General features: G+C 61.4%; 27 protein-coding genes and 1 tRNA gene. 13 read left to right on the plus strand and 15 right to left on the minus strand.

What is annotated here, in order from left to right; genetic code table 11:
* Positions 1-205: 205 nt before the first annotated feature.
* Entirely contained in the window at positions 206-1417 is a 1212-nt protein-coding gene (locus ACTJKL_RS16660; RefSeq protein ID WP_338283025.1) for a UbiH/UbiF family hydroxylase, read from the plus strand.
* Here ACTJKL_RS16660 and ACTJKL_RS16665 read toward each other — a convergent pair.
* Together ACTJKL_RS16665 and ACTJKL_RS16670 are read right to left on the minus strand one after the other, a co-directional pair.
* Entirely contained in the window at positions 1385-2347 is a 963-nt protein-coding gene (locus ACTJKL_RS16665) for an AEC family transporter (RefSeq protein WP_440853341.1), read from the minus strand. The two genes, ACTJKL_RS16660 and ACTJKL_RS16665, sit on opposite strands and share 33 nt — an antisense overlap.
* Before the next feature lie 198 nt (positions 2348-2545).
* Positions 2546-3289: a cytochrome c biogenesis CcdA family protein gene (locus ACTJKL_RS16670; protein ID WP_026168597.1), complete on the minus strand. Its 744-nt coding sequence runs from the start codon at positions 3287-3289 to the stop codon at positions 2546-2548.
* Positions 3290-3529: 240 nt separating this feature from the next.
* On the opposite strand from ACTJKL_RS16670, the gene ACTJKL_RS16675 reads away from it, so the two are divergent.
* Positions 3530-3605 (plus strand) — tRNA-Lys (locus ACTJKL_RS16675).
* Positions 3606-3727: 122 nt separating this feature from the next.
* Here ACTJKL_RS16675 and ACTJKL_RS16680 read toward each other — a convergent pair.
* Positions 3728-4024: a hypothetical protein gene (locus tag ACTJKL_RS16680; protein ID WP_100673208.1), complete on the minus strand. Its 297-nt coding sequence runs from the start codon at positions 4022-4024 to the stop codon at positions 3728-3730.
* A gap of 180 nt (positions 4025-4204) precedes the next feature.
* Here ACTJKL_RS16680 and ACTJKL_RS16685 point away from each other — a divergent pair, with 180 nt between their 5' ends.
* From ACTJKL_RS16685 to ACTJKL_RS16710, 6 genes are all read left to right on the plus strand, one after another.
* The gene (locus tag ACTJKL_RS16685; protein WP_018094998.1) at positions 4205-4450 is read left to right on the plus strand and encodes a membrane protein; all 246 of its coding nucleotides are present in this window, start codon (positions 4205-4207) and stop codon (positions 4448-4450) included.
* A gap of 379 nt (positions 4451-4829) precedes the next feature.
* Positions 4830-5135, plus strand: coding sequence for a hypothetical protein (locus tag ACTJKL_RS16690; protein WP_026168598.1), 306 nt, complete (start codon positions 4830-4832; stop codon positions 5133-5135).
* A gap of 19 nt (positions 5136-5154) precedes the next feature.
* The gene (locus tag ACTJKL_RS16695) at positions 5155-5334 is read left to right on the plus strand and encodes a hypothetical protein (RefSeq protein ID WP_275597898.1); all 180 of its coding nucleotides are present in this window, start codon (positions 5155-5157) and stop codon (positions 5332-5334) included.
* 158 nt (positions 5335-5492) lie between these two features.
* A complete protein-coding gene (locus tag ACTJKL_RS16700) occupies positions 5493-5657 on the plus strand; it encodes a hypothetical protein (RefSeq protein ID WP_379941155.1) in 165 nt (54 codons plus the stop codon).
* A 39-nt stretch (positions 5658-5696) separates the two neighbouring features.
* Complete coding sequence (locus ACTJKL_RS16705; RefSeq protein ID WP_018095002.1) at positions 5697-5960, plus strand: hypothetical protein; 264 nt, start codon at positions 5697-5699, stop codon at positions 5958-5960.
* Between the two features lie 447 nt (positions 5961-6407).
* The gene (locus tag ACTJKL_RS16710; RefSeq protein WP_018095003.1) at positions 6408-6647 is read left to right on the plus strand and encodes a hypothetical protein; all 240 of its coding nucleotides are present in this window, start codon (positions 6408-6410) and stop codon (positions 6645-6647) included.
* Positions 6648-6720: 73 nt separating this feature from the next.
* On the opposite strand, the gene ACTJKL_RS16715 is transcribed toward ACTJKL_RS16710, so the two are convergent.
* The gene (locus ACTJKL_RS16715; RefSeq protein ID WP_440853342.1) at positions 6721-7020 is read right to left on the minus strand and encodes a hypothetical protein; all 300 of its coding nucleotides are present in this window, start codon (positions 7018-7020) and stop codon (positions 6721-6723) included.
* 217 nt (positions 7021-7237) lie between these two features.
* Between ACTJKL_RS16715 and ACTJKL_RS16720 the strand changes: the two genes are divergently transcribed.
* The 3 genes from ACTJKL_RS16720 to ACTJKL_RS16730 all read left to right on the plus strand — a co-directional run bounded on the left by ACTJKL_RS16720 (position 7238) and on the right by ACTJKL_RS16730 (position 9588).
* Entirely contained in the window at positions 7238-7639 is a 402-nt protein-coding gene (locus tag ACTJKL_RS16720) for a DUF1236 domain-containing protein (protein WP_100673203.1), read from the plus strand.
* Between the two features lie 905 nt (positions 7640-8544).
* A complete protein-coding gene (locus ACTJKL_RS16725) occupies positions 8545-8952 on the plus strand; it encodes a DUF1236 domain-containing protein (protein WP_003530981.1) in 408 nt (135 codons plus the stop codon).
* Between the two features lie 324 nt (positions 8953-9276).
* A complete protein-coding gene (locus tag ACTJKL_RS16730; protein ID WP_018095009.1) occupies positions 9277-9588 on the plus strand; it encodes a hypothetical protein in 312 nt (103 codons plus the stop codon).
* A gap of 214 nt (positions 9589-9802) precedes the next feature.
* Here ACTJKL_RS16730 and ACTJKL_RS16735 read toward each other — a convergent pair whose 3' ends face one another.
* Positions 9803-10798, minus strand: coding sequence for a GlxA family transcriptional regulator (locus ACTJKL_RS16735; RefSeq protein ID WP_100673202.1), 996 nt, complete (start codon positions 10796-10798; stop codon positions 9803-9805).
* A gap of 266 nt (positions 10799-11064) precedes the next feature.
* On the opposite strand from ACTJKL_RS16735, the gene ACTJKL_RS16740 reads away from it, so the two are divergent.
* Positions 11065-11712: an outer membrane protein gene (locus tag ACTJKL_RS16740; protein ID WP_100673201.1), complete on the plus strand. Its 648-nt coding sequence runs from the start codon at positions 11065-11067 to the stop codon at positions 11710-11712.
* Positions 11713-11866: 154 nt separating this feature from the next.
* A complete protein-coding gene (locus ACTJKL_RS16745; RefSeq protein ID WP_440853343.1) occupies positions 11867-12130 on the plus strand; it encodes a hypothetical protein in 264 nt (87 codons plus the stop codon).
* A 16-nt stretch (positions 12131-12146) separates the two neighbouring features.
* Here the strand turns inward: ACTJKL_RS16745 and ACTJKL_RS16750 are convergent, their stop codons facing one another.
* The 10 genes from ACTJKL_RS16750 to ACTJKL_RS16795 all read right to left on the minus strand — a co-directional run bounded on the left by ACTJKL_RS16750 (position 12147) and on the right by ACTJKL_RS16795 (position 24047).
* Positions 12147-13004 carry a PCC domain-containing protein gene (locus ACTJKL_RS16750; RefSeq protein WP_440853344.1) on the minus strand — a complete coding sequence of 286 codons (858 nt, stop codon included), beginning with the start codon at positions 13002-13004 and terminating at the stop codon, positions 12147-12149.
* Positions 13001-13762 carry an SDR family NAD(P)-dependent oxidoreductase gene (locus ACTJKL_RS16755; RefSeq protein ID WP_440853345.1) on the minus strand — a complete coding sequence of 254 codons (762 nt, stop codon included), beginning with the start codon at positions 13760-13762 and terminating at the stop codon, positions 13001-13003. The genes ACTJKL_RS16750 and ACTJKL_RS16755 overlap by 4 nt, the downstream gene beginning before the upstream one ends.
* Positions 13759-15408: an acyl-CoA synthetase gene (locus ACTJKL_RS16760; protein WP_440853346.1), complete on the minus strand. Its 1650-nt coding sequence runs from the start codon at positions 15406-15408 to the stop codon at positions 13759-13761. Before ACTJKL_RS16760 ends, ACTJKL_RS16755 begins: the two co-directional genes overlap by 4 nt.
* Positions 15405-16574: an acetyl-CoA acetyltransferase gene (locus tag ACTJKL_RS16765; RefSeq protein ID WP_440853347.1), complete on the minus strand. Its 1170-nt coding sequence runs from the start codon at positions 16572-16574 to the stop codon at positions 15405-15407. Before ACTJKL_RS16765 ends, ACTJKL_RS16760 begins: the two co-directional genes overlap by 4 nt.
* On the minus strand, positions 16571-17419 hold the full coding sequence (locus tag ACTJKL_RS16770; protein ID WP_440853348.1) for an IclR family transcriptional regulator: 849 nt from the start codon (positions 17417-17419) through the stop codon (positions 16571-16573). Before ACTJKL_RS16770 ends, ACTJKL_RS16765 begins: the two co-directional genes overlap by 4 nt.
* A gap of 3 nt (positions 17420-17422) precedes the next feature.
* Positions 17423-18226 (minus strand): SDR family NAD(P)-dependent oxidoreductase, encoded by an 804-nt coding sequence (locus ACTJKL_RS16775; RefSeq protein ID WP_275597888.1) that lies wholly within the window; start codon positions 18224-18226, stop codon positions 17423-17425.
* Between the two features lie 108 nt (positions 18227-18334).
* Positions 18335-19345 carry a TRAP transporter substrate-binding protein gene (locus ACTJKL_RS16780; RefSeq protein ID WP_440853349.1) on the minus strand — a complete coding sequence of 337 codons (1011 nt, stop codon included), beginning with the start codon at positions 19343-19345 and terminating at the stop codon, positions 18335-18337.
* Positions 19346-19393: 48 nt separating this feature from the next.
* A complete protein-coding gene (locus ACTJKL_RS16785; RefSeq protein ID WP_275597886.1) occupies positions 19394-21262 on the minus strand; it encodes a TRAP transporter large permease in 1869 nt (622 codons plus the stop codon).
* Positions 21263-21685: 423 nt separating this feature from the next.
* Positions 21686-22561, minus strand: coding sequence for an MBL fold metallo-hydrolase (locus tag ACTJKL_RS16790; protein WP_440853350.1), 876 nt, complete (start codon positions 22559-22561; stop codon positions 21686-21688).
* A complete protein-coding gene (locus tag ACTJKL_RS16795; RefSeq protein WP_440853410.1) occupies positions 22548-24047 on the minus strand; it encodes an aminotransferase class V-fold PLP-dependent enzyme in 1500 nt (499 codons plus the stop codon). The genes ACTJKL_RS16790 and ACTJKL_RS16795 overlap by 14 nt, the downstream gene beginning before the upstream one ends.
* Positions 24048-24110 lie beyond the last annotated feature (63 nt).

Raw genomic sequence — 24110 nt, forward strand, 5'->3', positions numbered from 1 at the left:
GGCGGTATTGTCCTGTGGACATGCGGCGCATGCCCCTGCGGTGATTCTGCCCATTTATTTCAATGGGGTAAGCGGCTAGAACTAAAGCATGTCGCCCGAAGCTGTGGGCACGAACTGCACGCTGAAGGACTTCGGATGAACGCGGGCACTTCAGGCTGCAATATCGAGACGAACGCGGGCAACCGCACGGGAGGGCCTGTCGGCCATGGATCACTATGACATCGCAATAATCGGCGCGGGGCTTGCCGGCTCGTTGGCGGCCATCGCTCTTGCACGCGAAGGTCACCGTGTTGCGCTCGTCGGCCCGCGGCCTGCCATCGCCGACGGCCGCACCACCGCGCTCATGGACCAGTCGATCGAATATTTGAGGAAGCTCGATCTTTGGGATGAGGTCGAGCCGCTGACGGCACCACTGGTCGCCATTCACATCCTCGACGGGACCAGGCGGCTTTTTCGGGCGCCCCCGGTCAATTTCCGCGCCTCCGAAGTAGGCCTCGAGGCTTTCGGCTACAACATTCCGAACGCGCCCTTCCTCGAGATTGTGGAAAGGCACGAAGCGGAACTGCCGACGCTCGAGCGTGCGACCGCCGCGGCAACGAGAATCGACATCGACGGCGCAGAGATTCGGATCGGCCTTGGCGATGGCCGCTCGATCACTGCCGATCTGGTGGTCGGCGCCGACGGGCGACGCTCGGCCGTGCGGGAGGCGGCCGGGATCGGCGTTCGCACCTGGTCCTATCCCCAGGCTGCTATCGTCCTGAATTTCAGCCATGAACTGCCGCATCAGGACGTTTCGACCGAGTTCCATACGGAAAGCGGTCCGTTTACGCAGGTGCCGCTTCCCGGCAATCGCTCGAGCCTCGTCTGGGTCCGGAAGCCTCGCGATGCCGAGGAGATGCTGACGCTTGCACCGGATATCCTCTCGCGCACGATCGAGGATCGAATGCAGTCGATTCTCGGCAAGGTCACGACAGAGGGAATGCCGCAATCATTTCCGCTTTCCGGCCTTTCTGCCCGTCGTTTCGGCAAGGGTCGCGTCCTGCTCGTCGGCGAAGCCGCCCATGCCTTTCCACCGATCGGGGCCCAAGGGCTGAACCTCAGTCTTCGCGACATCATGACCCTTGTCGATCTCGTCGGCCGGCCAACCGGCAGCCGCCTGCCGGCAGACACAGGCGACCGCTTCGATGGACGGCGGCGCGCCGATATTCTCAGCCGTACGGCGAGCGTCGACCTGCTCAACCGTTCGCTGCTCTCGAATTTCCTGCCGGTGCAGGCCTTGCGTGCGGCCGGCCTGCATCTCCTCTCCTCTGCGGGCCCGTTGCGCGGACTTTTGATGCGCGAGGGAATTCATCCCGGCAGCGCGCTGCAGGCATTCAAGGAGGGCTTACGAGAACAGATCCGCCGGAAGAGCGCCTGAGCGTATGAGGTATAACAGCCCGGTGACCGTCGCGACGGAGAGCAGCGTCGTGATGAGGATCGTCGCCGATGCCCGCTCCTGCCAGACGCCGTATTGTTGGCCGATCACGAACACATTGGTTGCGGTCGGCAGCGAAGCGAGCAGCACTGCCGTCTGTACCCAGATGGGATCGTAGGCACCGCCAAGGCTGAGCGCCAGATACATGAGCACCGGATGAAGCACGAGCTTTGCCGGAACGATGTAACCGATCTCCGCGGGAATACGCTTAAGCGGGCGCAGCGCAAGCGTGACCCCCATCGCAAACAGGGCGCAAGGCGCCGCCGCTTGCGCCAGGTAGTCTATCAGCCGCTGCAGCGGCAGCGGGGCTTCGAAAGAGAGAAAAGCCGCGGCGACGCCGGCAAAGGTCGACAGGATGAATGGATGAAAGGCGATCCGGCGCGCAATGCCGAGCGCGAGGACTGCAGGCTTCTGCTTGCTGCCTCCCGCAGCCGCCATCAGCGCCGGAGCGACGGTGAAATGCGCTGCATTCTCGAAGCAGAAAATCAGCGCCACCGGAACGGCCGCCGTCTCCCCGAGAGCCAGCAGCGCCAGGCCGGGGCCCATGTAGCCGATATTGCCATAAGCACCGGCGAAGCCCTGCATCGTCGCCTCGGCAACCGTATTGCGGCGAAGGAACAGCCCTATGGCGAAGATCAGAGCAAAGACGACATAGGTCGTGCCCACGCTGGTCAGGATGAAATCGGCACGGGTAAGCTCCTCCACCGGCGTGCGCGATACCAGCTTGAAGAAGAGCGCCGGCAGCGCCAGGTAGACGATGAACGTGTTCAGCCAGCCCATCGCCTCGCCCGGATGGTCGACGAGGCGCGCCGTCAGGTAGCCGAGAAAGATGAGGCCGAAGAACGGCAGCACCAGACCCGTGATTTCCGCCATGATCTCCCTCGCCGCTGCTGGAGCGCTTCCAGGAAAAGTGTGTAGCGGTTTTCCGTCCGGAAGTGCGTTGTTTAAAGACTCAGCGCTTCCAGGAAAAGTGCGTAGCGGTTTTCCGTCCGGAAGTGCTTTGTTCGAAGACTCAGCGCGTCCGGGAAAAGTGGGTGACGTTTTCCGCCCGGAAGCTGTAGCTGGGCGTGCTTAGCCGATTTGGGAGAGAATTGGGAAGGTCTGCTGGAACCAGATCGCGACGGAACTGACGAAACCGAAGAGGAAAGCAAGGCCGGCGGCGACGAGCAGAGCGCCCATCAGCTTTTCGATGAGCCCCAGATGGCGGCGAAAACGCGAAAGAAAACGCATGAAGGCACTGGAAAAGCCCGCCGCGATCCAGAACGGCACTGCGAGCCCGAGCGAATAGATCGCCAGCAGAGCAGCGCCGTCGGCGACCGTATCGCGCGCGGCGGCAACACCCAGGATGGTGCCCAGCACCGGGCCGATACACGGTGTCCAGCCGAAGGCGAAGGCAAGACCCATGACATAGGCTCCAGACAGGGTCGCCGGCTTGCCACCCTGGAAACGTGCCTCGCGGGCAAGCAGGCCGATCCGGAAGACCCCGAGGAAATGCAGTCCCATGACGATTATGATGATCCCGCCTATGCGCGAAAGAAGATCGAGATGCTGCCTGAGCAAAAGACCGATCGAAGAGGCGCCTGCCCCGAGCGCCACAAAGACCGTCGCAAAGCCGAGCGTGAAGAACAGCGCCGCCGGCAGGACGGCCCTGCGCGTGCTTGCGGTTGCCACGGCATTTCCGTCCCGGAACTGGTCGACGGAAACGCCTGCCATATAGCACAGGTAAGGCGGCACCAGGGGCAGCACGCAGGGCGAGAGAAAGGACAGAGCACCTGCCAGAACGGCGGTCCAGATGGAAATATCTGCAATCGACAAGGTATCAGAACTCCGGCACTCGACTTGCCGCCTTCTTACCCGCATGTATGGAGCGAAACCAATCACCTTTTGGCGATCATTTTGACGCACCGAGCCATGGCCGCACCGACGGGGACGGCCGCGCACAGGGCCGCTCGCTTCGAACCCATAATGATGGTTTAGTGCAATTTTTGGGTTGACCGGCGCAAAGCCTGCGTGCATATGTCCGGCCACTCCGCCGGGCCTGCAGGCCCGGCATGGGAGCGCGTAGCTCAGCCGGTAGAGCAACTGACTTTTAATCAGTAGGTCCAGGGTTCGAATCCCTGCGCGCTCACCATAAAAAGACAATCAAACAACGCTTTGCATGATCTTTCTAGCTTTACCCTCGCCTTCCGCCACCGGCCAGCTTGGCGTCGGCATCAGATCACAGCTTGCATTAAGCCTCGCGTCGGCGAGCCGCTAGAAATTCAAGTAAATATTGACGCTCGGTCGACGGTTGTAGCGGTAATCGTCACGGTAGCCGTAGCTCTGGGTGTAGTCATAGCGTGGGAAGCACCTGCCGTAGTAGCGGCATGAACGCCAAGCCTGCCGCCTGTTCCAATGGCTGTCTCGCCAGTTGCGTCGGTGGTCGACCTGCTCAACCGCGCCCGTCTTCACCTGCTCTGGCCTAGGCACGAAGATCGGCGCGGCTCTCGCAGGCAAGGCGAAGGACGCAGCCAAAACTGCGGCTGTGAGGGCCGACAAAAACTTTCTCATGAAGGGATCCTCCTCGGTGCGGATGAGATTGCACCGTGGAGGCTGAACTGCTGATGAATGGGTGCGTTGATGGTGTCCTGCTAAATCGAATCTACGCAATGCGCAGATCCGGTCGGTTCACTGATATCCGGAACCTCCCCGCCGGTCGTCGGTTCCTCCTTCCCCAGCAGGAGAAACAACATGGCCAAAGACGAACTGAGCGCCGGCTTCACAGGGACACCGACCGAACCGCCCACTGGTGTCCGAAAGGTAGCGAAGACAGCCACCGACGCAGTGAGCCGCGAGGCTAACGCTGTGGTGGCCGGCGCCGCAGATCACCCATACACAGCAACCGGCCTGGCGCTCACAGTCGGCGCCCTCGCCTTCGCAATCGGCTACGTTATGGGCCGATCGTCAATCGACAACGGACGGAGTTACTGGCGGTAGATTACCGGCCGGCACTCCTGGTGCGGGCGCAGATGGTGACCGCGCTGGCCATTGGAAACTGTAGCTCTGATTGGCCCTAAAACGCTTTGCGTCGCCAGGACGCGTAACTCAGCCAGTCGCGCTCGCGGCGGCTGTTGTTGAAGCGCTTGCCTGCCATGGCGAGGTTTGACCAATGGCTCGTGCCGCCGTCAACGCGGCGATGCAGATGTTCCACAGAAGCCACCTGAAGTACCTTCCAGCGCGCGCGTCCATCGCTGCCTCCGTGGTCGTCGCTTTGATCTGTCGACGCGTCGCCGAGTCTATCGTGGTGATCTCTTGCGTTTGCCGGCGGCCTGGGCGAACCTCTGATTCCCATTTCCTGAACTGGCATGTGAAACCGATGAGCAGCAAAATTTTTGAAACCTTGACCGGCATGTACTTTACGGTCGACGCCGCCGATGGGAGTTACTCCACCGGTCAAGTGATCCGGCTCGCTGCCGAGGGGCTCTATTTCGTTCGGTTCGACGGCAACGAGGTGACATTACCCCTGGAACTCGTGACCGTCGGCGAGATGCTGGACACCACCGAAGAAGAGTACAAGCTCTGGCGGTTTTTCGACACGATCGAGGAACGTGACACGTGGATCGAATGGCTGGACGCGCCGTCTAAGCCGCGGGTCATCTCGCTTGTGAAGCCGACCAAGTAACACGTTCGAACCTGTGACAATGGCCAATATCGATCAGATAATCATGTTTGGCGCCGGTCTCTGGATGACAGCGGCAGGTTTTGGCTTCGTCCAGACGAATACTCAAGTGCCGTGGCTCGTTCAACTCACAAGGCATTTTCGCTGGATGGGGCCGTTGTTGACCGTTATCGCTGTGGTTCTGCTGTTTGCCCCAAGTTAGCAACATGATTTTCCGAATGGCCGTAGAAGATGGGACGAAGAGTTGAACTGATTGCGGTGGCAGTGATCATCATCTCCGCCTTTGTGCTCGTTTGGCTGCTATTTGTCTTCAGTTGAACGCTGAAAAGATCAGCATGGCGTGGTCTGGAGCAAGCGATATTGAAGCGTAACGTGCGCGCCATGAGACTGCTCGCCCTGGCGGCCATTCTGATCGCAGTGCTGCTGCTGTTCCTGCTCGTATCCGGCATTGCCGATGTCCCCTGTCAGGACGGCACCTGGGACCCGAACAGATATACCTGCGTACATACAGGGGTGACGTCATGAAGGCTGCCCCTCGGCACTCCCACATGCTATAAGAGATCGATGACCGAAAACGAACAGCAGTACGAGTTTTCCGAGTTCTCCGGCGAATTTGTCGATGACGACATCATGGTCACCATCGGCATATACCGCCCGGCCGGCACCAATGCGGACTGGACGCTTGAGGTCGTCGATCAAGAGGGATATTCGACCGTCTGGGATGATCTGTTCGCTACCGATCGCGATGCTTTCCAGGAATTTCTGGCGACCGTCCATCGCGACGGGATACGCAGCTTTCTCGATCAGTCGATCCGCACCGTCCATTGACGCTGCATTCCGCGCGCCTGGATGATTGGCATTGGTCCGATGCCGCTGATGTGATCAGGAGGCGGAAAATCGCGCTTGATGTAAATGTGCAAAAGCGCTTTACCTGCCTATGTATTTTGAAGAGGCGTACCGGAATCGCGGAATCAGACCTTTCTCGCTGATGAAACCGCAGATAGCGTCTCTGCGCAGCTGCATTCCGGCTGCGTCCCCGAGTCCAATGAAGGCAACTGGATGAGGGCTTGCCCCGCCATCGTGCGGGGCTTTTTCGTGGCCATTGGTACTGCTCGGACAGCCGACTTGAGACAGCCGCACACCGAAGCGTTGGCTCTCCCTCATGCCCATAAGGATGCGGTCGCGACCACCGTTTCTAGCCCATTTTAGTCAGAGAGTAAGCATTGCGCCTCGAAATAGGTTGTGCTGTGATTCGCACTCAACCGGAGTGCTGCCATGTTCGATAATGAAGAGATCGGTATCCCCTGCCCCGAGTGCGGCCATGAGACCAGTAAGCCCGTCGCTTGGGTGAAAGCGAACGACGAACTCCCTTGCAGGAGATGTGGGACTGCCATCGTGTTGGAGAATGAAAAGCACTTGCTCACGATCGAGCAAGTCGCTCAGAACATGACGAAACTCAGACGATCGCTTGCAAAGTTTCGTAGGAATGCCCGTGGTGCGCGTTGGCACCGGTGACATCCATCCGCCGCGAAAGAAATCCCTCCCCGAATGCGCTTCGAGGAAGGACTAGCATCCGTGTGAACCGTCGCTAGAAATTGAAGTAGATCGTCACGCCCGGCCGCCGATGGTAGCGGTAATAGTCTCGATAGCTATAGTGCCTGTAATGGCGGGGATAGCACCTGCCGTAGTAGCGGCAGGAACGCGAAGCGTAGCGTCTGTTCCAGTGGCGCTGCGTGCGCCAATGGCGATGGCGCCGGTGATTGACCTGCTCGGCAGCGTCGGTCTTCACCTGCTCCGGCACAGGCACGAATATCGGTGCGGCGCTTACCGGAAGGGAAAAAGGCGCAGCCAGGACTAAGGCTGTGAGGGCGGATAAGAGCTTTTTCATCATCGACTCCTTCTCGCTGCCTATGAGCTTGGGTCATCATGCCTGAACCGCTGATGAACGAGCCTTACTCAAGAAAATTCACTATCAAGGAAATATATCCCCGAAGTCCGCACGATTAATCGGGAAATCGTCCGACATTGAGTCGGACTAAAGTCCAAGGAGTGGAACCGCTTGCTTATTTCCCCGTTGAGTGACGAGTTCAACGAGAGGAGATGCTATGAAGAAGCTCGTATTTATTACTGCGACTGTCGCGCTCATCGCCAGCGGTGCTGTCGCGCAGCAAGCCGACGGTACCAACGCGGCAACCGGCATGGTCGGCGGTGCCGCCACCGGCGCCATTCTCGGCGGCCCGATCGGGGCCGGGGTCGGCGCGGTGGTAGGCGCCACGCTCGGCGGCGCACTCACGCCGCCTCCCCCCGAAGTGGTCACTTATGTTCAGCAGCAGCCGGCACCGCCATCGGTCGTCGTTCAGCAGCCGATCGCAGTCGGCAAGCCTGTTCCCGAAACGGTTATGCTGACGCCGGTCCCGCAGAATCCGACCTATGCATATGCGGTGGTCAATGAGCAGCGTGTCATCGTAGAGCCGAAATCGCGTACGGTCGTTCAGGTCATCAACTGACCTGACGGCGGTGAGAGTGGCCCTCGCAGGCTCGGTTTAAGGCCCCAGGCCGGCCCCGCGTTTATCGCCGGCCTGGAACTTACCCGCGGCGTGGCCGTTCACTCGTGAAGAAAGGAGTTGATCGATGAATCAGATTATCTACCTCGTCGGCCTCGTTGTGATCGTGATAGCGATCTTGTCGTTCTTCGGCTTGAGCTGAACTGAGAAGATCGGCTCCATGGCGCGGCCAGCCGATCCCGGCTTTTCCGCAGCTTCACCAGGGATCCCGCGGATTTATTCGCAGCGGCGTACCGGAAACCGAGATTCAGACCTTCCCACCCGTTCGGCTCAGAGATAGCGTCCGCGTCGTAGCTGCATTGGAGCTACATCTTTCCCCGCATTTCGTTTGCCAAGCGGATGCGTGCCTGCCCCGCCATCGAGCGGGGCTTTTTTATCGCCGTAACTCCACGTCCCGCCGCAGCTTCCATGCGTGCGCGGTTTGCGGCGGATGCGGCCGTAGACGCAGACAAATCACTGATCTGCCGGACTTTGGTCCCTGGGTCATAAGGCTCTTGGCCGGCCAAAGGTCCGATACGCTGGGCTGCCGACTGCGATATTGTTCGCATGAAGGCTGCAACTAATCCATCGGCGATTGTAGCAGAGAGATCGGGAGGTCAAAAGCCAGCCGCCGCTGGACGGCGGACCCCGCGAGTGGCCCCAGAGCGGTGTCCCAGTAGTCCCTTCGGGCAGCGTCGCTCTGGGGCTTTCCCAAGGCGCCGGGTCGTGCCTGCAACTCCCCCGCCGTCACGGTATATTTCACCAAAGTAACGTATCGTTACTATATATCGATGCTCAACTGTCAGTAAGATCAGGAACAAATTGGACGATTCGTCGTTCTATCATCGTATATCAAGGGAGTACGATAGATGAACGCCAAGATCTTTATTGTTACCGCGATCGCAACGGGCATCTTTGCCGCGCCCGCTATTGCGAACGACACTAACCAAGGTGCGGTGACGGGTGCCGCTGGCGGAGCCGTTACCGGCGCTATTGTTGGCGGTCCCGTCGGCGCTGCCATCGGTGGCGCGGTCGGCCTCGTCGCCGGCGCGGTTATCGCTCCTCCGCCGCAGCAGGTCGTAACCTATGTGCGACAGCAGCCGGTTCCCGCCGATACCGTTGTGCTGCAGGAGCGGATCGCCGTCGGTCGTCCGCTACCGCGGACCGTGGCTCTGACGCCCGTTCCAGAGAACCCCTCCTACGCGTTCGCCGTGGTCAACAACCAACGCGTGATCGTCGACCCAAGAACCTACACGGTCGTCCAGGTCGTTCAGTAAGAGGCATTGGAGCGGGATGAGGAAAAGTCTTTGCGCTTTTCAACCGCATCCCGCTCCAATTTATAGATCATGTTCATGATCCTGGTCGACACGGCCTGAAATCACCGTGATCCAGAGCATTTCCGCGCTTGTTCGGTTCGCGGAAATGCTCAAGCTCTCGTTTCCGCGCATTTGGGTGGTGTGGCACATACACATCGCTTTTCAGCAAAAACTGATTCATGTAAAATTGCTGCTTCCTTCCGAATCGGAATCGCCCTCTATCGAGGGGAACTAAGGAATCATCCCGCCGTTTCCCCCTAGGTTCGCTTCCGGAGGGCTGCCACCATGTTTACCGCTTTGTTGATTGCCTCACTCGCGGCGCCTTCGAGTCTCGTCTCGGCCACCGCGACGGTCGATGATCTCCAGTCCGACTTCGAAACTGCCGTGGCCTGCCGGCAGATAGACGGCAGGAACGTATGGAAGGGTGAACTGGCCTATTACATCCAGTCCTATGTCTACGAAGGCGATGCAGCCGCTTCGGCTGACCGCGCCGACATGGCTGATGCCGTGCTGCCGGAGGACAACGAACCGGAGACGGTCAAGGAATTCGAAGAGGCCTGCTCACTTGCCGGGTCGACCGGACACGCACGAAGGTGACCGTTTTGGCGCAAGTCGATTGCCCTCTCGATCACTACAGCGGCCGTTGCGCGTCTCGTAAGACGCGCGGCGCTGTACAGGGATGAGAGCAGCGCCGCGTCTGCGGCGCGGGAAGCGTTCTTTCAGCCCAAGGACTTGGTCTGGCTGGATTCCTGTGACAAGCACAGGAATGAGGAAAACAAAGCCGCGGCGGCTATCCGGATTTCAACAGACCTCAGCCTGATGCGTCCGGTGTAACGCCTGCGCCACGTGCACTGCGCATTTTCAAAGCGCTCGTCCGGTATTCGCGGCGATAGGCGCGCGAAAAGGCGGAGAGACTGTCGAATCCGCAACGCAGGGCGATGTCACGCATCGGAATTCCGGTATCACGCACGAGCCGGTGGGCGACCTGCAGCCTGAGGCGCAGGTAATAGGCGCCGGGACTCGTCGAGAGGCCTTTGGCGAAGAGCGTTTCGAGCTTGCGCTGCGAGACGGAAAGCCGGCGCGCCAGCGCCGCGACCGTCATCGGACGTTCGAGCGTGCGCTCCATGAGCCTGATGGCCGCGGCAAGCTCCGGGTCGCGTGCCTCTATGCGACCGAGCGAAACGAAAGGCTGGACATCCGTCGGTCCGTGCATCTGGTCGTAGACGAAAATGCTCGCGACATCGAGCGCCAGTGCGGGCCCGAGCCTCTCGGCGACGAGATGCAGCATCATGTCGAAGGTCGGCGACGCGCCGCCTGAGGTCCAGTATTTGCCGTCGATCACGAAACGGTCGCCGATCACCTCCAATTCGGGAAACGCCTGGCTGAAATCTTCGAGTTCCTCCCAATGGGCCGTAGCCTTGCGGCCATTGATGAGCCCGGAACGGCCGAGCAGCCAGCACCCGGATTCGACGCCTGCGACGATGTCGAAATGTCGCGCACATTCCTGCAGGGTCGCGAGAAAGCGCTTGCCGGCGTGCCTTTGAAGATTGAACCCGCCGATGATGAGAAGAAGATCTCCCACGACGGGCAAGGTGAAACTTCCGTCCACGGCAATCGGGACGCCGCAGGTCAGCATCACCGCCTGGCCGTCGGCGGACAGCAGCCGCCAGCGGAAGACCTCGTGCCCCGCCACTCGATTTGCCGCGCGCATCGGATCGAGGACCGAGGCAAAGGACATGATCGACGATTCGGGCAGGACGACCACCACGACCTCAATCGGCGATTGTGCAGAACGGTTCGCAATCATGCGCGTAACGTCAAATTTTATGCGCAGTATGTCAAATGGCAAACGAGCGTTAGGGCATTATCGACCGGCAATCGATCTCTTCGCGGGCATTTGCAGGCCCGCTCGGAGATGATGTTCCCCTTTTTCCGCTACTTTCGGAAGGGCCGGCCGGAACGAACCGCCGGCCCTCTTTCTTTCCCCGGGCGGGCGGTTCGAAGGCGTTGTTTTTCGCAGACTCGCTCCCGATATGTTGCTAATCTCTGCCGCAACAACAGGAGGCATCTGTGATGATCAGAAATGTGCTTGTTGCAGTCTTCGGGGCTTCGCTGCTCGGGGGAGCGGCCCATGCAGCCGATTTGGCACAGGCACCGGAGCCGGCGCCGACGGTCGAGACGATATCCAGCTTCGTATGGACGGGCGGTTATCTCGGCCTGCAGGGCGGGGGTGGCTGGTTGAACAGCGACCTCAGCGTCCCCGGCGGCAGCGCCTCCGAAAAATTCAGCGGCGGCCTCTTCGGCGCCTTCGCCGGCTACAACTATCAGCATGGCGACTGGGTCGTCGGCGTCGAGGGCGATGTCAGCTACAACTGGAACGATGAGACCGTCACCGTCTTCGGATCCAACACCGAAACCGGGACGGATGTTTCCGGATCCGTGCGCGCCCGCCTCGGCTACACCGTAAACGACCGGACGCTGATTTACGGCACAGGCGGCTGGGCAGTAACGCGCGGCTTCGTCGACGTCGCCGGCGCGCCCAAGGAAAAGGAAACCTTCAACGGCTGGACCATCGGCGCAGGCGTCGACTACGGCTTCACCGACAGCGTCTTCGGACGCGCGGAATATCGTTACAACGATTTCGGAGACAAGGATGTGGGCGGCGTCGACGTCGACCTCGACCAACACCAGTTTACCGTCGGCGTCGGCGTGAAATTCTGATCGCCGCAGGAGTTTCGATCAAGGACCCGGCAATCGCCGGGTTTTTTCTGGAGGCATATCGGCTCCGATATGAGAACGCAGCAGGCATCAGGACACGGGTTGCGGAAGCGGGATGGGATGTAACCGCGCCCGCCGAAACACACGGGGAGGAAGGATGGGAAGATTTCTGGAGTTCTTGGGCGGTGCGATCGTCATCGGAACGCTGGTTTTGCTGGCGCTGACACTGGTTCCCTCTCCCGACGTGAAAACCCTCGTCGCCGTCCTCCCCTGGGCCTTTCCGGCGATTGCCGGCGGCCTCCTCCTCGTCGCCTTCGGCGCGATGCTCGACCACCTTGCCGCCATACGCTCGGCGGCAGACCGGCAGGCCGATATTTTCCAGCAATTGCTCGAGCGGCGAAACACAACGAAGAAGGAATGAGGATCGCCCTCGACCGTCACCCTTCGACGATCAGCACCTCGAACGTTATGCAAACGGCGTCAACGCCGTAGGCTATCTCACCCTCGAAAATGGTGCATTCCGTATCGACGATCGCGATATCGAGCTTCGCTTTGGCCTGTCCGCTCCGATCGGGTGAAAGCGTCCCCTTGCGAATGAGCAATTCCGAAGCGGCCGATTCCATGACCTGGCCGTCGACGAACGTGCAGCCGACGAGGCTGCCGATGCCGTGCAACGTCGCCCGTTCAATTCCGTGCTCGGCTGCCGTGCGCTCGATCGCCGAATGGATCGGTTCGTTCGGCTTCAACCGGCAGAGAACGGCGCGCCGCGGAGTGATGGGCGGTGCGGCGGCATGAGGCACAGGCGTGAACAGACGGAATCGGGTCTCGCTGTCCTCCAGCTGATCCATAATGGCGCCCGACAGTATCCAGGCTTCCGCCTCCACCGGTTCGGCGAATTGCGAATCCTTCGGCATCACGTGCCCGGCCGCGCGGAAACCGTCCTCGTGCCGCCAGACACCATGGCCGTGCAGGAACGGCTCCCCGTCGCGCCGGCCGAACGTCATGACCAGATCTTCGATGGGCGCGCGGCCATCAGGCGCATGTATGTCGCTGTACCAGGCGGCATGAAGGCCGTCATGCGAGAGAGTCGGTGCGACATAGGCAAGCGGCGCAAACGCACCGCCCCTGACCTCTACGATCGCGCTGTCGCAGCCTTTTTCAGCGAGCACCTCGTGGACGGCTTCGAGCACGCTCCGGCCCGGTTTGAAGGTCAATCGCGTCTTCTCGGCGTGGCACCCGAGGGAGATCACCCTCGGCGTGAACGGCGCACCGGGTTGCCGGAGACTCCGCATCATCGTCCTTTCAAAGCCAGACCGGCGTTGACGAACCCTCCATCGACCGCCAGCACCTGGCCGTTGATATAGCTCGCCTCCTCCGAGATCAGGAACGCCGCGCTGGCCGCGATTTCGCGCGACGAACCGTAGCGGCGCTGGGGGATGCGCTCGTGCCATTGCGCACGCACGTCATCCGTATGGACGGCACGCGACAAAGGCGTGTCGATGGCACCGGGAGCGATGGCATTGACGCGAATTCCATCCTGTCCGAGCTCGGTCGCGAGAATGTAGGTGAGCAGATTGACCGCGCCTTTGGAGGCGCCGTAGGCGGCGCGTCCCTTGTTGCCGACAAGACCCGATACGGAGGAGATGTTGACGATTGCACCGGGCGTGGCCGTCGCCAGCCAATGACGCGCCGCCTCACGGCAGACGATGAACGTGCCGGTCAGATTGACGTCCAGAATGCGGCGGAAATCGTCGACGCTGGTCTCGACGGCAGGCCTGTCGATCGCGATGCCCGCAGAATTGATGACCGCCCGCAGCGGTGCCCTCGCCGCCGCGGTCTCGATGGCCGATGCGACCTCCTTTTCATCCGTGACGCTGCAGGCGATTACCTGCGCGGGATCGATCGGGATCGCGCGACATGCGTCCGCCAGCGCATCGGCATTGCGATCCACCAGATAGACCCTCCAGCCGCGGCCGTTCAGAAGCCTCGCTATTTCGAGGCCGATACCGGATGCTCCTCCCGTGACGAGTACGGATTTCATTCCATCGCTCATGGGGCGGCACTCCTGCGGTCCCCGATGCCAACGGAACCGATGTCCAGTTCGCCGCGCCGTTCGAGTTCCTCACGGATAAGCTTCTTGGTGATCTTGCCATAGGCCGATTTTGGCATTTCGGACCAGAACACGATCTTCTTCGGAAGCTTGTAGCGGGCAATCTTCCCGTCCAGCCATTCCCTCAGAGCCGCCGCGTCGGCCGACGCACCGTCACGTGCGACGCAAACCGCGATGCCGACCTCTCCCCAGACCGGATCGGGAACGCCGACGATCGCCGCCTCGCTGATATCCGGATGCATCAGGAGCTTTTCCTCGATCTCGCGCGGATAGACGTTGGACCCGCCCGAAATGAACATGTCGGAGGCGCGGCCGGTGATGTAGAGGAAGCCTTGCGCATCGACATGGCCAAGGTCGCCGGTCCGAAACCAGCCGTTGCGAAACGCTTTGGCGTTGGCCTCTGGGTTCCGATAGTAGCCGGCAAAAACCGCCGGGCCGATCACGCAGATCTCGCCGGTCGCGCCCGCCGGGACTTCGTTGCCGTCGTCGTCCTGGATCTGCAGCTGCATGCCCGTCCGCTCGAAACCGCAGGTGCCGATACGCGCATCCGGGTCATCCTCCGCGCTGTGGAAGGCGGGAGGCAGGACGGTGATCGCTCCCGTCACTTCGCCGAGCCCGAAATACTGCACCAGGACGGCGCCGAGCTTTTCCAGCGCCTTTTTCTGATCGGCACGGTACATCGGCGCGCCGGCATAGATGACATAGCGCAGCGACGAGTGGTCGTACCGGTCGACGGACGGGTCCTCGATGAGCAGCTTTACGATAGTCGGTACGGCGAAGAGGTTGTTGACCCTCCATTTTTCGACGAGGGCCCAGAACTGCGGTATGTCGAGCTTCTCGAACGGCAAGAGGATCGTGGTTGCGCCCCGTGCGACCTGGCACAGCTGATGGATCCCGGCGCCGTGCGACAGCGGCGCAACGACGATCGACCGGTCGCGATGGGTCGTAGCCGGAAAGAGATCGCCGATATGATTATTGATGACGAAGGCCATTTGCCCGTGCGTCAGCACGGCAGCCTTGGGGCGGCCGGTGGTGCCGGACGTATAGAAATACCAGCATGGATCATCGCGATCGACGGCAACGGGCGAAATCGACTTTCCAAGATTGCGCGCAACGATCGCGTCATAGTCTTCGCCGACCCGTGACGCGCCGATCGGGATGCATGATCCGATCTGCTCGCCCGCAGCCCGACATGCTTCGGCATGGGGCTCGAAGGCGGCCTGAAATATCACCAGCCTGGCGCCGCTCGATTGAGCCAGATAGGCGACCTCCTCCGGCAGTTGGCGGAAATTCGTGGGAACCCAGACCGCACCTGCTCTGAACGCCGCAAACATGGACTCGAACATCTGGTTGCAGTTGGCGGAGTGGACGAGAATCCGGTCTCCTTTGCGCACGCCGAACTCATGGACGAGCGCATATGCCATGGCGTCGACCCGCGCCTCCAGCTCGTTCCAGCGCCACCGGTGATCGCCGTGAACGAGGGCGATCTCGTCCGGATTGCGTCTCGCTGCCTGCGAAAGGAAATTGCCGAGGTTCATGACTCGCGTCGAAACGGGGGTGACGCCGCCCTGCGGTTCGTTGCTCGTCATTTCGCCCGTTCCAGGATGGAGACATAGTTTGCGACGGCAGCGCCGCCCATGTTGAAGATGCCGGCGAGACCGGCGCCGGGGATCTGCATTTCGCCCGCCTCCTCCATAAGCTGCATGGCGGAAATGACATGCATCGAGACCCCCGTCGCGCCGATCGGATGACCCTTGGATTTCAAGCCGCCGGAGGGGTTGACCGGCAGGCTTCCGCTCCTGGTGGTGGTTCCGTCGCGGATCGCACGGTAGCCTTCGCCGGGTGCGCTCAGTCCCATCGCCTCGTATTCGATCATCTCGGCTATGGTGAAGCAGTCATGCGTCTCGACGAAGGAGAGATCGTCCAGCATGGCGCCGGCCATGGAAAGTGCCGCTTTCCAGGCCCGCCGTGGCCCGTCGAATTCCAGCATGTCCCGGCGGCTGAGCGCAAACACGTCGTTGACGTGGCTGCGGGCCCGGAAGGCGATTGCCCGCTGCAGCGTCGCAGCCGTGTCCGCGTCGGCGAGCACGAGGGCGGCCGCCCCGTCCGAGACGAGCGAGCAGTCGGTGCGGCGTAAGGGGGCCGCGACGATCGGATTCTTCTCCGAAACGGTGTTGCAGAACGCGAAACCGAAATCCCTTCGCATATGCGCGTAAGGGTTGGCTACGCCGTTTTCGTGGTTCTTGGCCGCGATCATCGCAAGTTCCTCGGAACGGTCGCCGTAACGCTGGAAGTAATGCTGTGCTATGCGGCCGAAGACGCCGGCAAAGCCCCCTTCCACGTCGCCTTCCTCTTTCCGGTAGCTGCCGCCCAGAAGGATATCGCCGACTGCTGCCGTCGAAACGGCGGTCATCTTCTCGGCACCGATGACGAGTGCGATGCGGCCGCGGCCGGCCTCGATGAAATCCATCGCCGTATAGATCGCCGCCGAGCCTGTCGCGCACGCATTTTCAAGCCGCACGGACGGGACGTGAGCAAGCGCTTCGTCGGTCATGCCGACAAGTGAGGCCTGAAACTCCTGCTTGGAGAAGCCGCCGTTCATGACTCCGACAAAGATTCCGTCGACATCCGAGGCGGCAAGACCGGCATGTGCAAGTGCCGGCGCCGCGACCGCGGCCATCAGCGCCTCTGTGTCCGCGTAGTCGGTCTTGCCGAACTGGGAGTGGGCCCAGCCTACGATCTGCGCCTTGGTCATCTGGACAATCTCCTTTTGAGAGGTCTTGCAATAGAGGCCATGTGTCGCGTCCCGCGGTCACGGAACTGCTCGGCGAGCTTGCTCTCGATGCGTGACGCTTCCTGCCTGAGAAGAGCTGCCAACTCGCTCTGCCGCGGCTCCTGCATGCGGCTGTCGATGGCGGCAATGCTGATGGCTCCGGCGACGCCGCCGCCGGGATAGCGGATTGCGACGCCCACACCCCAGGAGTTGGTGAGGATAAGGCCGGGATTGACCGCATAGCCCTGAGCGCGGGCAAGCTCGACGCGGCGGCGCAGTTCGTCCGGCCCAAGCATCGGAAACTGCTCCTCGAGCACGGCGGCATTCTGGTCCAGAACGGACGAAACCTCCTCGTCCGAAAGAGCCGCCAGCATGGCCAGAGAGCCGGCGCCGACGCCCAGCGGATGCACGAAGCCCGCCTGGAGTGCGTGGGTGCGGATCGGAAAGCTCCCCTCCTCCCGGTGGAGACAGACCGACGACGCTCCGCGGCGTACGGAGAGAAAGCAGGAGTCGCTGGTCTTCTGCGCCAGGCGATGCAGGCTTTCCGTCGACAGGCGCAGGAGCCCGTGCCGGCTCGATGCGAGGGTGCCGAGCACATAGGCTTCTTCACCGACATAGTAGCGCCGGTCGCGGTCGTCCTGCTCCAGGAGGCCGGCCCTGATCAGGGCAAGCAGGAGGCGGCGAACCGTTGGTTTGTTGAGGCCGCTCTGCTCCACGACGGCGCTCAGAGACATGCCGTCCATCTGGCGGCCGACCAGCGACAGGAGCTTGGCCGCACGATCGACGCTTTGCGAACCGGTCATGTCCCTGTCGGCCGCATCGCCCATGTTTCAGTGTACCCCCATGATCGTGCAGCTCTGGCCGCCATCGACCGGCAGACAAACGCCGGTAATGAATTTCGCTTCGTCGGAGGCAAGGAAAAGCGCTGCATTGGCGACATCCCAGGCATCGCCCATACGCCCGCCCGGAAGCGCCGCGTTGCGGGCTGCCACCATTTCCTCGGCGGAGGCGTATTGCGAGGAGATCTGCTTGTAGATCAGAGGCGTGTCGATCAGGCCGGGGACGACACAGTTCGCGCGGATTCCGTGCGGCGCATATTGAGCCGCGATCGCGACCGTCGCCTGGTTGACCGCCGCCTTCGTCGCGTAATAGGCGAAGTAGGGATAACCGGTCCACCGGATGCCTGCGAGCGACGAGATGTTGACGACGGCGCCACCGCCGGCTTCGATCATGTGCGGGATGACAGCCTTGGCGGTGCGGAACACCGAGCCGAGATTGAGATCCACCGATTGCTGGAACTGCGCTTCCGACAACTCGACCGGTCCGCCCATATGCGTGACGCCCACATTGTTGTGCAGAATGGAAATGGTACCGAATGCCTGCCGTGCGGCCGCCACCGCCGCTTCGACAGATGCGAGAGCGGTGACGTCTGCGGCGACGGCTAGGGCCTGGCCGCCTTCCGCCGCTATGATTGCCGCCGTTTCCTCGGCTGCCTCCCTATCGACGTCGACACAGACGACCTTGGCGCCCTCACGCGCATAAAGCACGGCCGCAGCCTTGCCGTTGCCCCAGCCGGGGCCGGAGGAACCCGCACCGAAGACGATTGCCGATTTTCCCTTGAGACGGTCTGCCAATTCGAAACCTCGGAAGGCGCCATGCGCTCGTGGAAGAACGCGCCGCGTCGCTGCATCGGTCGGCGAACGGCCGGGTGAAAGGCCGCCCGCCTCGTCGTGCTCAGGTGGTCAGCCGAGGCTGGTGCCTACGGCCTTTTCGAGAATGGCCCAGGCCTCGTCGCCGAATTTTCCCTTCCATTCGGCGTAGAAACCCGCCGATCTCAGCGTCTCCCGGAAAGCTGCCTTGTCCGGGTCGGTGAATGTCATGCCACTCTGGGTGAGCTGCTCGCGTACCGTGTCGTTCACCTTGGCGGTATCGGTGCGCTGTGCGATGGCCGACTCGTTGAGATGTTTGGCCGCAATCTCCCTTATGTCTTCCGGCAGTGTTTCCCAGGCCTGCTTGTTCGCCAGCATCCAGAAACCGTCCCACATATGGTTGGTCATGGCGCAATGTTTCTGCACCTCGTAGAGCTTGGCGGTCGAGGCGATTGCCAGCGGGTTTTCCTGGCCGTCCACGGTGCCGGTGCTGAGCGCCGTGTAGACTTCCGCGAAATTGATCGTGGTCGGTGCAGCGCCGAAGGCGGTGAACATGGATTGCCAGAGCGGGCTCGGCGGAACGCGGATCTTGAACCCCTTGAGGTCCTCCGGGGTGTTGATCGGCTTGGTCGAACTGGTGATCTGGCGAAAGCCGTTGTCCCAGATCTTCTCCATGGGCACGAGGCCCTTCTTCTCGATTTCGCCGCGCGCATAGGCGCCCAGCTCTCCGTCCATCGCCTTCCAGACGGTGTCGTAGTCGGGGAAGGCAAAGCCGATGCCGCTGATGGCAGCGTTGGGCACCAGGGTCGAGAGAATCAGCGGCGAGAGCGAGAAGAACTCGGTTGCGCCGTTGCGAAGCTGCGAAAGCGTTTCGGTGTCGTTGCCGAGCTGACTGCTCGGGAAGATGTTGATCTTCAGGCGGCCGCCCGTCTCCTCCAGGATCTTGTCGGCGGCTTCCTTCAGGCGAATGTTGAGCGGATGGGTGACCGGCAGGTTGTTTGCCAGCTTATAGGTGAAGTCCGCGGCATGGGCCTTGGTGCGGATCGAAGCCCAAAGCGCAACTGCTCCAGTGCCGAGCAGCATCGTTCTACGGGTTATTTTCATCGCTCTGTTCTCCTCCTGATCGTCGATGATGAATATGGGATGGCGGGCTCACAGCAATGCGAGCGAGAACCACGGCACGGCGGCGATCAACAAGAGGCCAAGCACCATCGCGCCGATATAGGGCCAGATCGCTCCCATGGCTTCGTCGGGCGAAACGTTGCCGATCTTGCAGGCGATGTAGAAGCCGATGCCGATCGGCGGTGCCATCAGTCCGACGTTCATCGCGGTGACGATGACCATGGAATAGTGGACGTCATGGATCCCCATCGCACGCGCGATCGGAAACATGATCGGCGCCAGGAGCACGATCGCAGGGAGGCCTTCGAGCACGCAGCCGAGCAGCATGAACAGGGCGATCGAGACCAGCATGAAGGTGAACCATCCACCCGGCAGGCCGCTCATCATATCGGTGAGCTCGAAGGCGAACCCGGTCTGGGTGAGCGCCCAGGCCATCGCCGCGGCGGTACCGAGGATCAGGAGGATCGCACCGCTCATCGCGGCGGTCTCGACCAGCATCCGGTAGGTCCGGCGCATGCCGATGCCGCCATAAAGGACAGTGCCGATGATGAAGGCGTAGACGACCGCGATGGTGGAGACCTCGGTCGCGGTCGCCGCACCGCTCGCGACCGCGCTGCGGATGATGAACGGCAGTACCAGGGCCGGCGCCGCGATCAGGGCCGTGCCGCCGATGTGTTTCAGCGACGGGCGCACGACGCCGTCGACATTTTCTCGGGCCGCCTTGATGCGTGCAAGCGCGGCAAGCGCGACCAGCAACACGAGAGCGATGGCAAAACCGCTGGTAAACAGAGCGGCGATCGAAACGCCGGCCACAGAGCCGAGAACGATCAGCACGATGCTCGGCGGCACGGTGTCGGCCATGGCGGCCCCGGTCGCGAGCAGCGCTATCATTTCCTTCGGCTTGTGACCCCGGCGCTTCATCTCCGGAAACAGCGCCGGGGCAACCGTCGCCATGTCCGAGACTTTCGACCCGGAAATGCCGGACACGAGAAAGAGCGAGCCCAACAGAACGTAGGACATGCCGGCCTTGACGTGGCCGAGCATCGAGGCGAGGAAATCGACGATCGCCTTGCCCATTCCGGTCGCGTCCAGAATGCAGCCGAGAAGCACGAAGACCGGGACCGACAGCAGAATGAGGCTGGACATGCCCTCGTCCATGCGGCCGATCATGACGACCAGCGGCATCGATGTCGTGAAGGCGAGAAACAGAAGCGTCGCGATGCCGAAGCAGAAGGCGATCGGAACGCCCATCGCGAGGCAGATGGCAGCACCGCCGACGAGAAAGATCAGAATGTTGCCGTTGCCGAACGAGCTGAGCGCAGGCGTCAGCAACCAGAGCACCAAAGCGACCGCGAGCACGAATGCCACGGCCAGCACCACGTCGAACGGCTTGGCGGTTCTGATCAATTGAGCGACGGCCAGCAGCACCATCAGGACCATGCCGACTGCAATGGCCGCGGCACGATAGCCCGCCGGGATGTTCAAGGCCGACGAAGTGATGTCCATTTCGCCGGCGGCATAGGTGTAGGCTGCCGGCAGCAGGACGAGAAGGAACGCCATGATGGCGACCATGCCGAGCGTTTCGGTGAACTGCCGGGCCCTTTCGCCGAGAGCATTGAGAAGAATGGTCAGCCGCAGATGCTCGCAACGATCGATCGCGATCGCCGATCCGAGCATGGCCAGCCACAGGAAGGCGATGGATGCGGCTTCATCGATCCAGACGATCGGTCTCGACAGGCCGTAGCGAAAGGCTACGCCGGTAAGCAGCATGGCGATGATCGCCACAAGCAGAGCGGCGGACAACGCTTCGACGGGGCGCATCAGCCGCGAACCCGGCCGGGCCTCCATCGTCTCGGCGAGCACGGCGAATTCGGACACGCCCTCCGTCGTGGTGGTCATCGGCTTCCTCCCTTACGAACCGTTCGATCACCTTGCGCGCCAGCCGCGCGAATCGCGGCGGGATGAACGACGTCAAAGCTCCTCCCGGAGGTGTCGTCCGAAGAAAATGGGTGCATCGGATCGACATTCCAGATCGTCCGTCGCCCTCCAAAGCAAACGTTCGATCAGGTCCATTTTGTAGGTGAAAGGAAACCATCAAGCAACACGCTGAACTAAACCGTTGTATATGAGAGATATTCCTCGTTCAGTGAGGTCCATAATGTGAACCTCATTGTGTCAGCGCGGAACAAGCGTAAGCCCCGTGGTCGCCTGGTGCGAATCGCCTCGCCACCGCATTTGCACGGATCGAGCACCCGCGTGTGGAGCCCTGCCGCGGGTCCCCTTCGCCCGGTTTGCGGCGGACGAAGGCCGTCCCTGTCCTCGTCATTCCCAGACGGCACCGGGAAAGGCGTTCAGCGGTATCTTGAGGTAGCGGCGGCCATTATCCTCTGCGTCCGGCAGTTCTCCGCCGCGAATATTGACCTGCAGGGCATGCAGAATCAGCTTGGGCATCGGTAAGGTCCTGTCGCGCGCCTCCCGCAGATTGACGAAATCCGCCCGTGTTTTTCCGGCGACATGCGTATTATTAGCTTTCTGTTCCGCCACCGTACTTTCCCACAGAGCTTCACGGCCGCCTGGCCGATAGTCATGTCCGGTGAAGAGGCGGGTCTCGCCCGGAAGGGCAAGAATGGCCTCGATCGAGTTCCACAGGCTCTCGGCGCTGCCGCCGGGAAAATCCGCGCGGGCGGACCCGCTGTCAGGCATGAACAACGTGTCGTGAATGAAGGCCGCATCGCCGATGATGTAGCTGATCGACGCTAGCGTATGTCCAGGCGAGTGCAGTACGCGGGCTTCGAGATTCCCGAGTTCGAACATATCGCCGTCGCGAAACAGCCGATTCCACTGCGAACCGTCACAAACGAAATCCGGCCAATTGTAGATTTGTTTCCAGATCTGCTGCACGCCTTTCACGTGCTCGCCGATGGCAGTGGGCGCCCCCGTTCGATCCCTGAGGTAGCGTGCCGCCGAGAAATGATCCGCATGCGGATGGGTGTCCAGTATCCATTCGACACTCAAACCCTGCTTGGCCACATGATCGAGAATGGCGTCGGCATTCGTCGTCGCGGTGGAACCCGATTTCTGATCGAAGTCGAGCACCGGATCGATGATCGCGCATTTTCCCGTTTCGGGGTCGGCCACGACATACTGAATGCTGCACGTGGCCGCGTCGTAAAAGGCAGCTACATCAGGCCTGTGCATGTGCCCTTCCCTTCTCGGCCGCTACACGAGGGAAGAATATCGCACGTGCCGGATCGAAGGCGTAATCCCGTTCGAACGCCGGAGCGTCGGCAGCCAGTTTTGCGACGGAATCGAGGATGAATTTCACCTTTTCGTCCGAGAGCAGAACGCTGAAATTCAGCCGCGTGAAGCCGGGCTTCTTTATTTCGTCGCCGGCGAGAATGGCTTGGCGCATCTGCTCTGACTGCTGCGCATCGATCGACAGCAGCCTGTGAACATAGGGCCCGGCGCAGGCGCAACCGCCACGGGCCTGAATACCGAACCGGTCGCTCAGCATGCGAGTAACGAGTTGCTGGTGCATATACCCCCCTTTGCCGTCGCGGATGCGGAAGGAAAAAATCGGTAGCCGGTCCAGCGCCGGAAGACCAAGTATCTCCAATTGTGGGACATCCTTCCATGCGGAAAAGGCACGAACCGTAAGCTGGCGATTGCGCCGCGCCATTTCCTCCAATCCGATGGCGTGCTTGACGACAAAGGCGAGGGCTGCCCGGATGTCGCCGACGACGTTCGGTGTCCCCGCCTCTTCGCGGGCTTCGAGGCTGTCGCTGTAGTCATGCGTCTCCGGCGAGACGAATTTCACCGTCCCGCCGCCCGGCCAGGAAGGTTTGCTCGTGGCCAAACCGTCGCGCCGAACGATCAAAATGCCGGAAGCGCCAGGGCCGCCAATGAACTTGTGCGGCGAGAGAACGATGGCGTCGATCTCCGTAGAACCGCTCGGCGACACCGAAATAGGTACATAGGGACCGGCACCTGCATAGTCCCAGATCATCTTGGCCCCGGCCGATTTCACCAAGTCGGTAATCGCCGCGACGTCGCTGGTGATTCCCGTAATGTTCGAGGCTGCGGACAATGTACAGATAGTCAGGTCGCAAGGTCCGCTTCGCAGAGCCTGATCCAGAAGGAAAAGGTCCGGGCCGCCCTCGGGCGATTCGGTCAGCTCGACGATTTCCGCCCCGCTTTCGCGCCAGGGCAGTATGTTGGAGTGGTGCTCATATGGACCGATGATGACCCGCACGGTCTTCCCTGCCGCGATCGCTTCGGTGACGCCGAACAGTTTGACGAGGCGGTTCAGCCCCGAAGTCGCGCCGGAGCCGGTAAAGATGACCGCATGTCTCTCGTCCGCTCCGCAGCACTCGGCGATCAACGCCCGCGCCTCCCTTCGCATGCGGGTCATGAACCCGCCGCAGTAGGAAGCCTCGGTATGGCTATTGGCATAAAATGGCAGGACTTCCTCGAGGATGAAGCGTTCAACCGTTCCAAGCGCCCGGCCGGATGCAACATAGTCGGCATAGACCAGGTTCCTGATGCCGTAGGGGCCTTCGATCCGCGACTTGGCCCCGACCAGATCATCCCGCAGGAAGTCTATAAGATCGCCGCGGTCCAGCCCTCGGCGAAACCGCTCGAGAGGCGTGACGTTATCTTTCGGCTCATGGCGGACAGCTTGCACGATCACCTCCCGAGGCTTGAATGTTGACATCGATTGTATTCTGCCGCACCGTCGAAATGTTCA

The sequence above is a fragment of the Sinorhizobium sp. 22678 genome, assembly GCF_052044265.1.
Classification (GTDB): domain Bacteria; phylum Pseudomonadota; class Alphaproteobacteria; order Rhizobiales; family Rhizobiaceae; genus Sinorhizobium; species Sinorhizobium meliloti_A.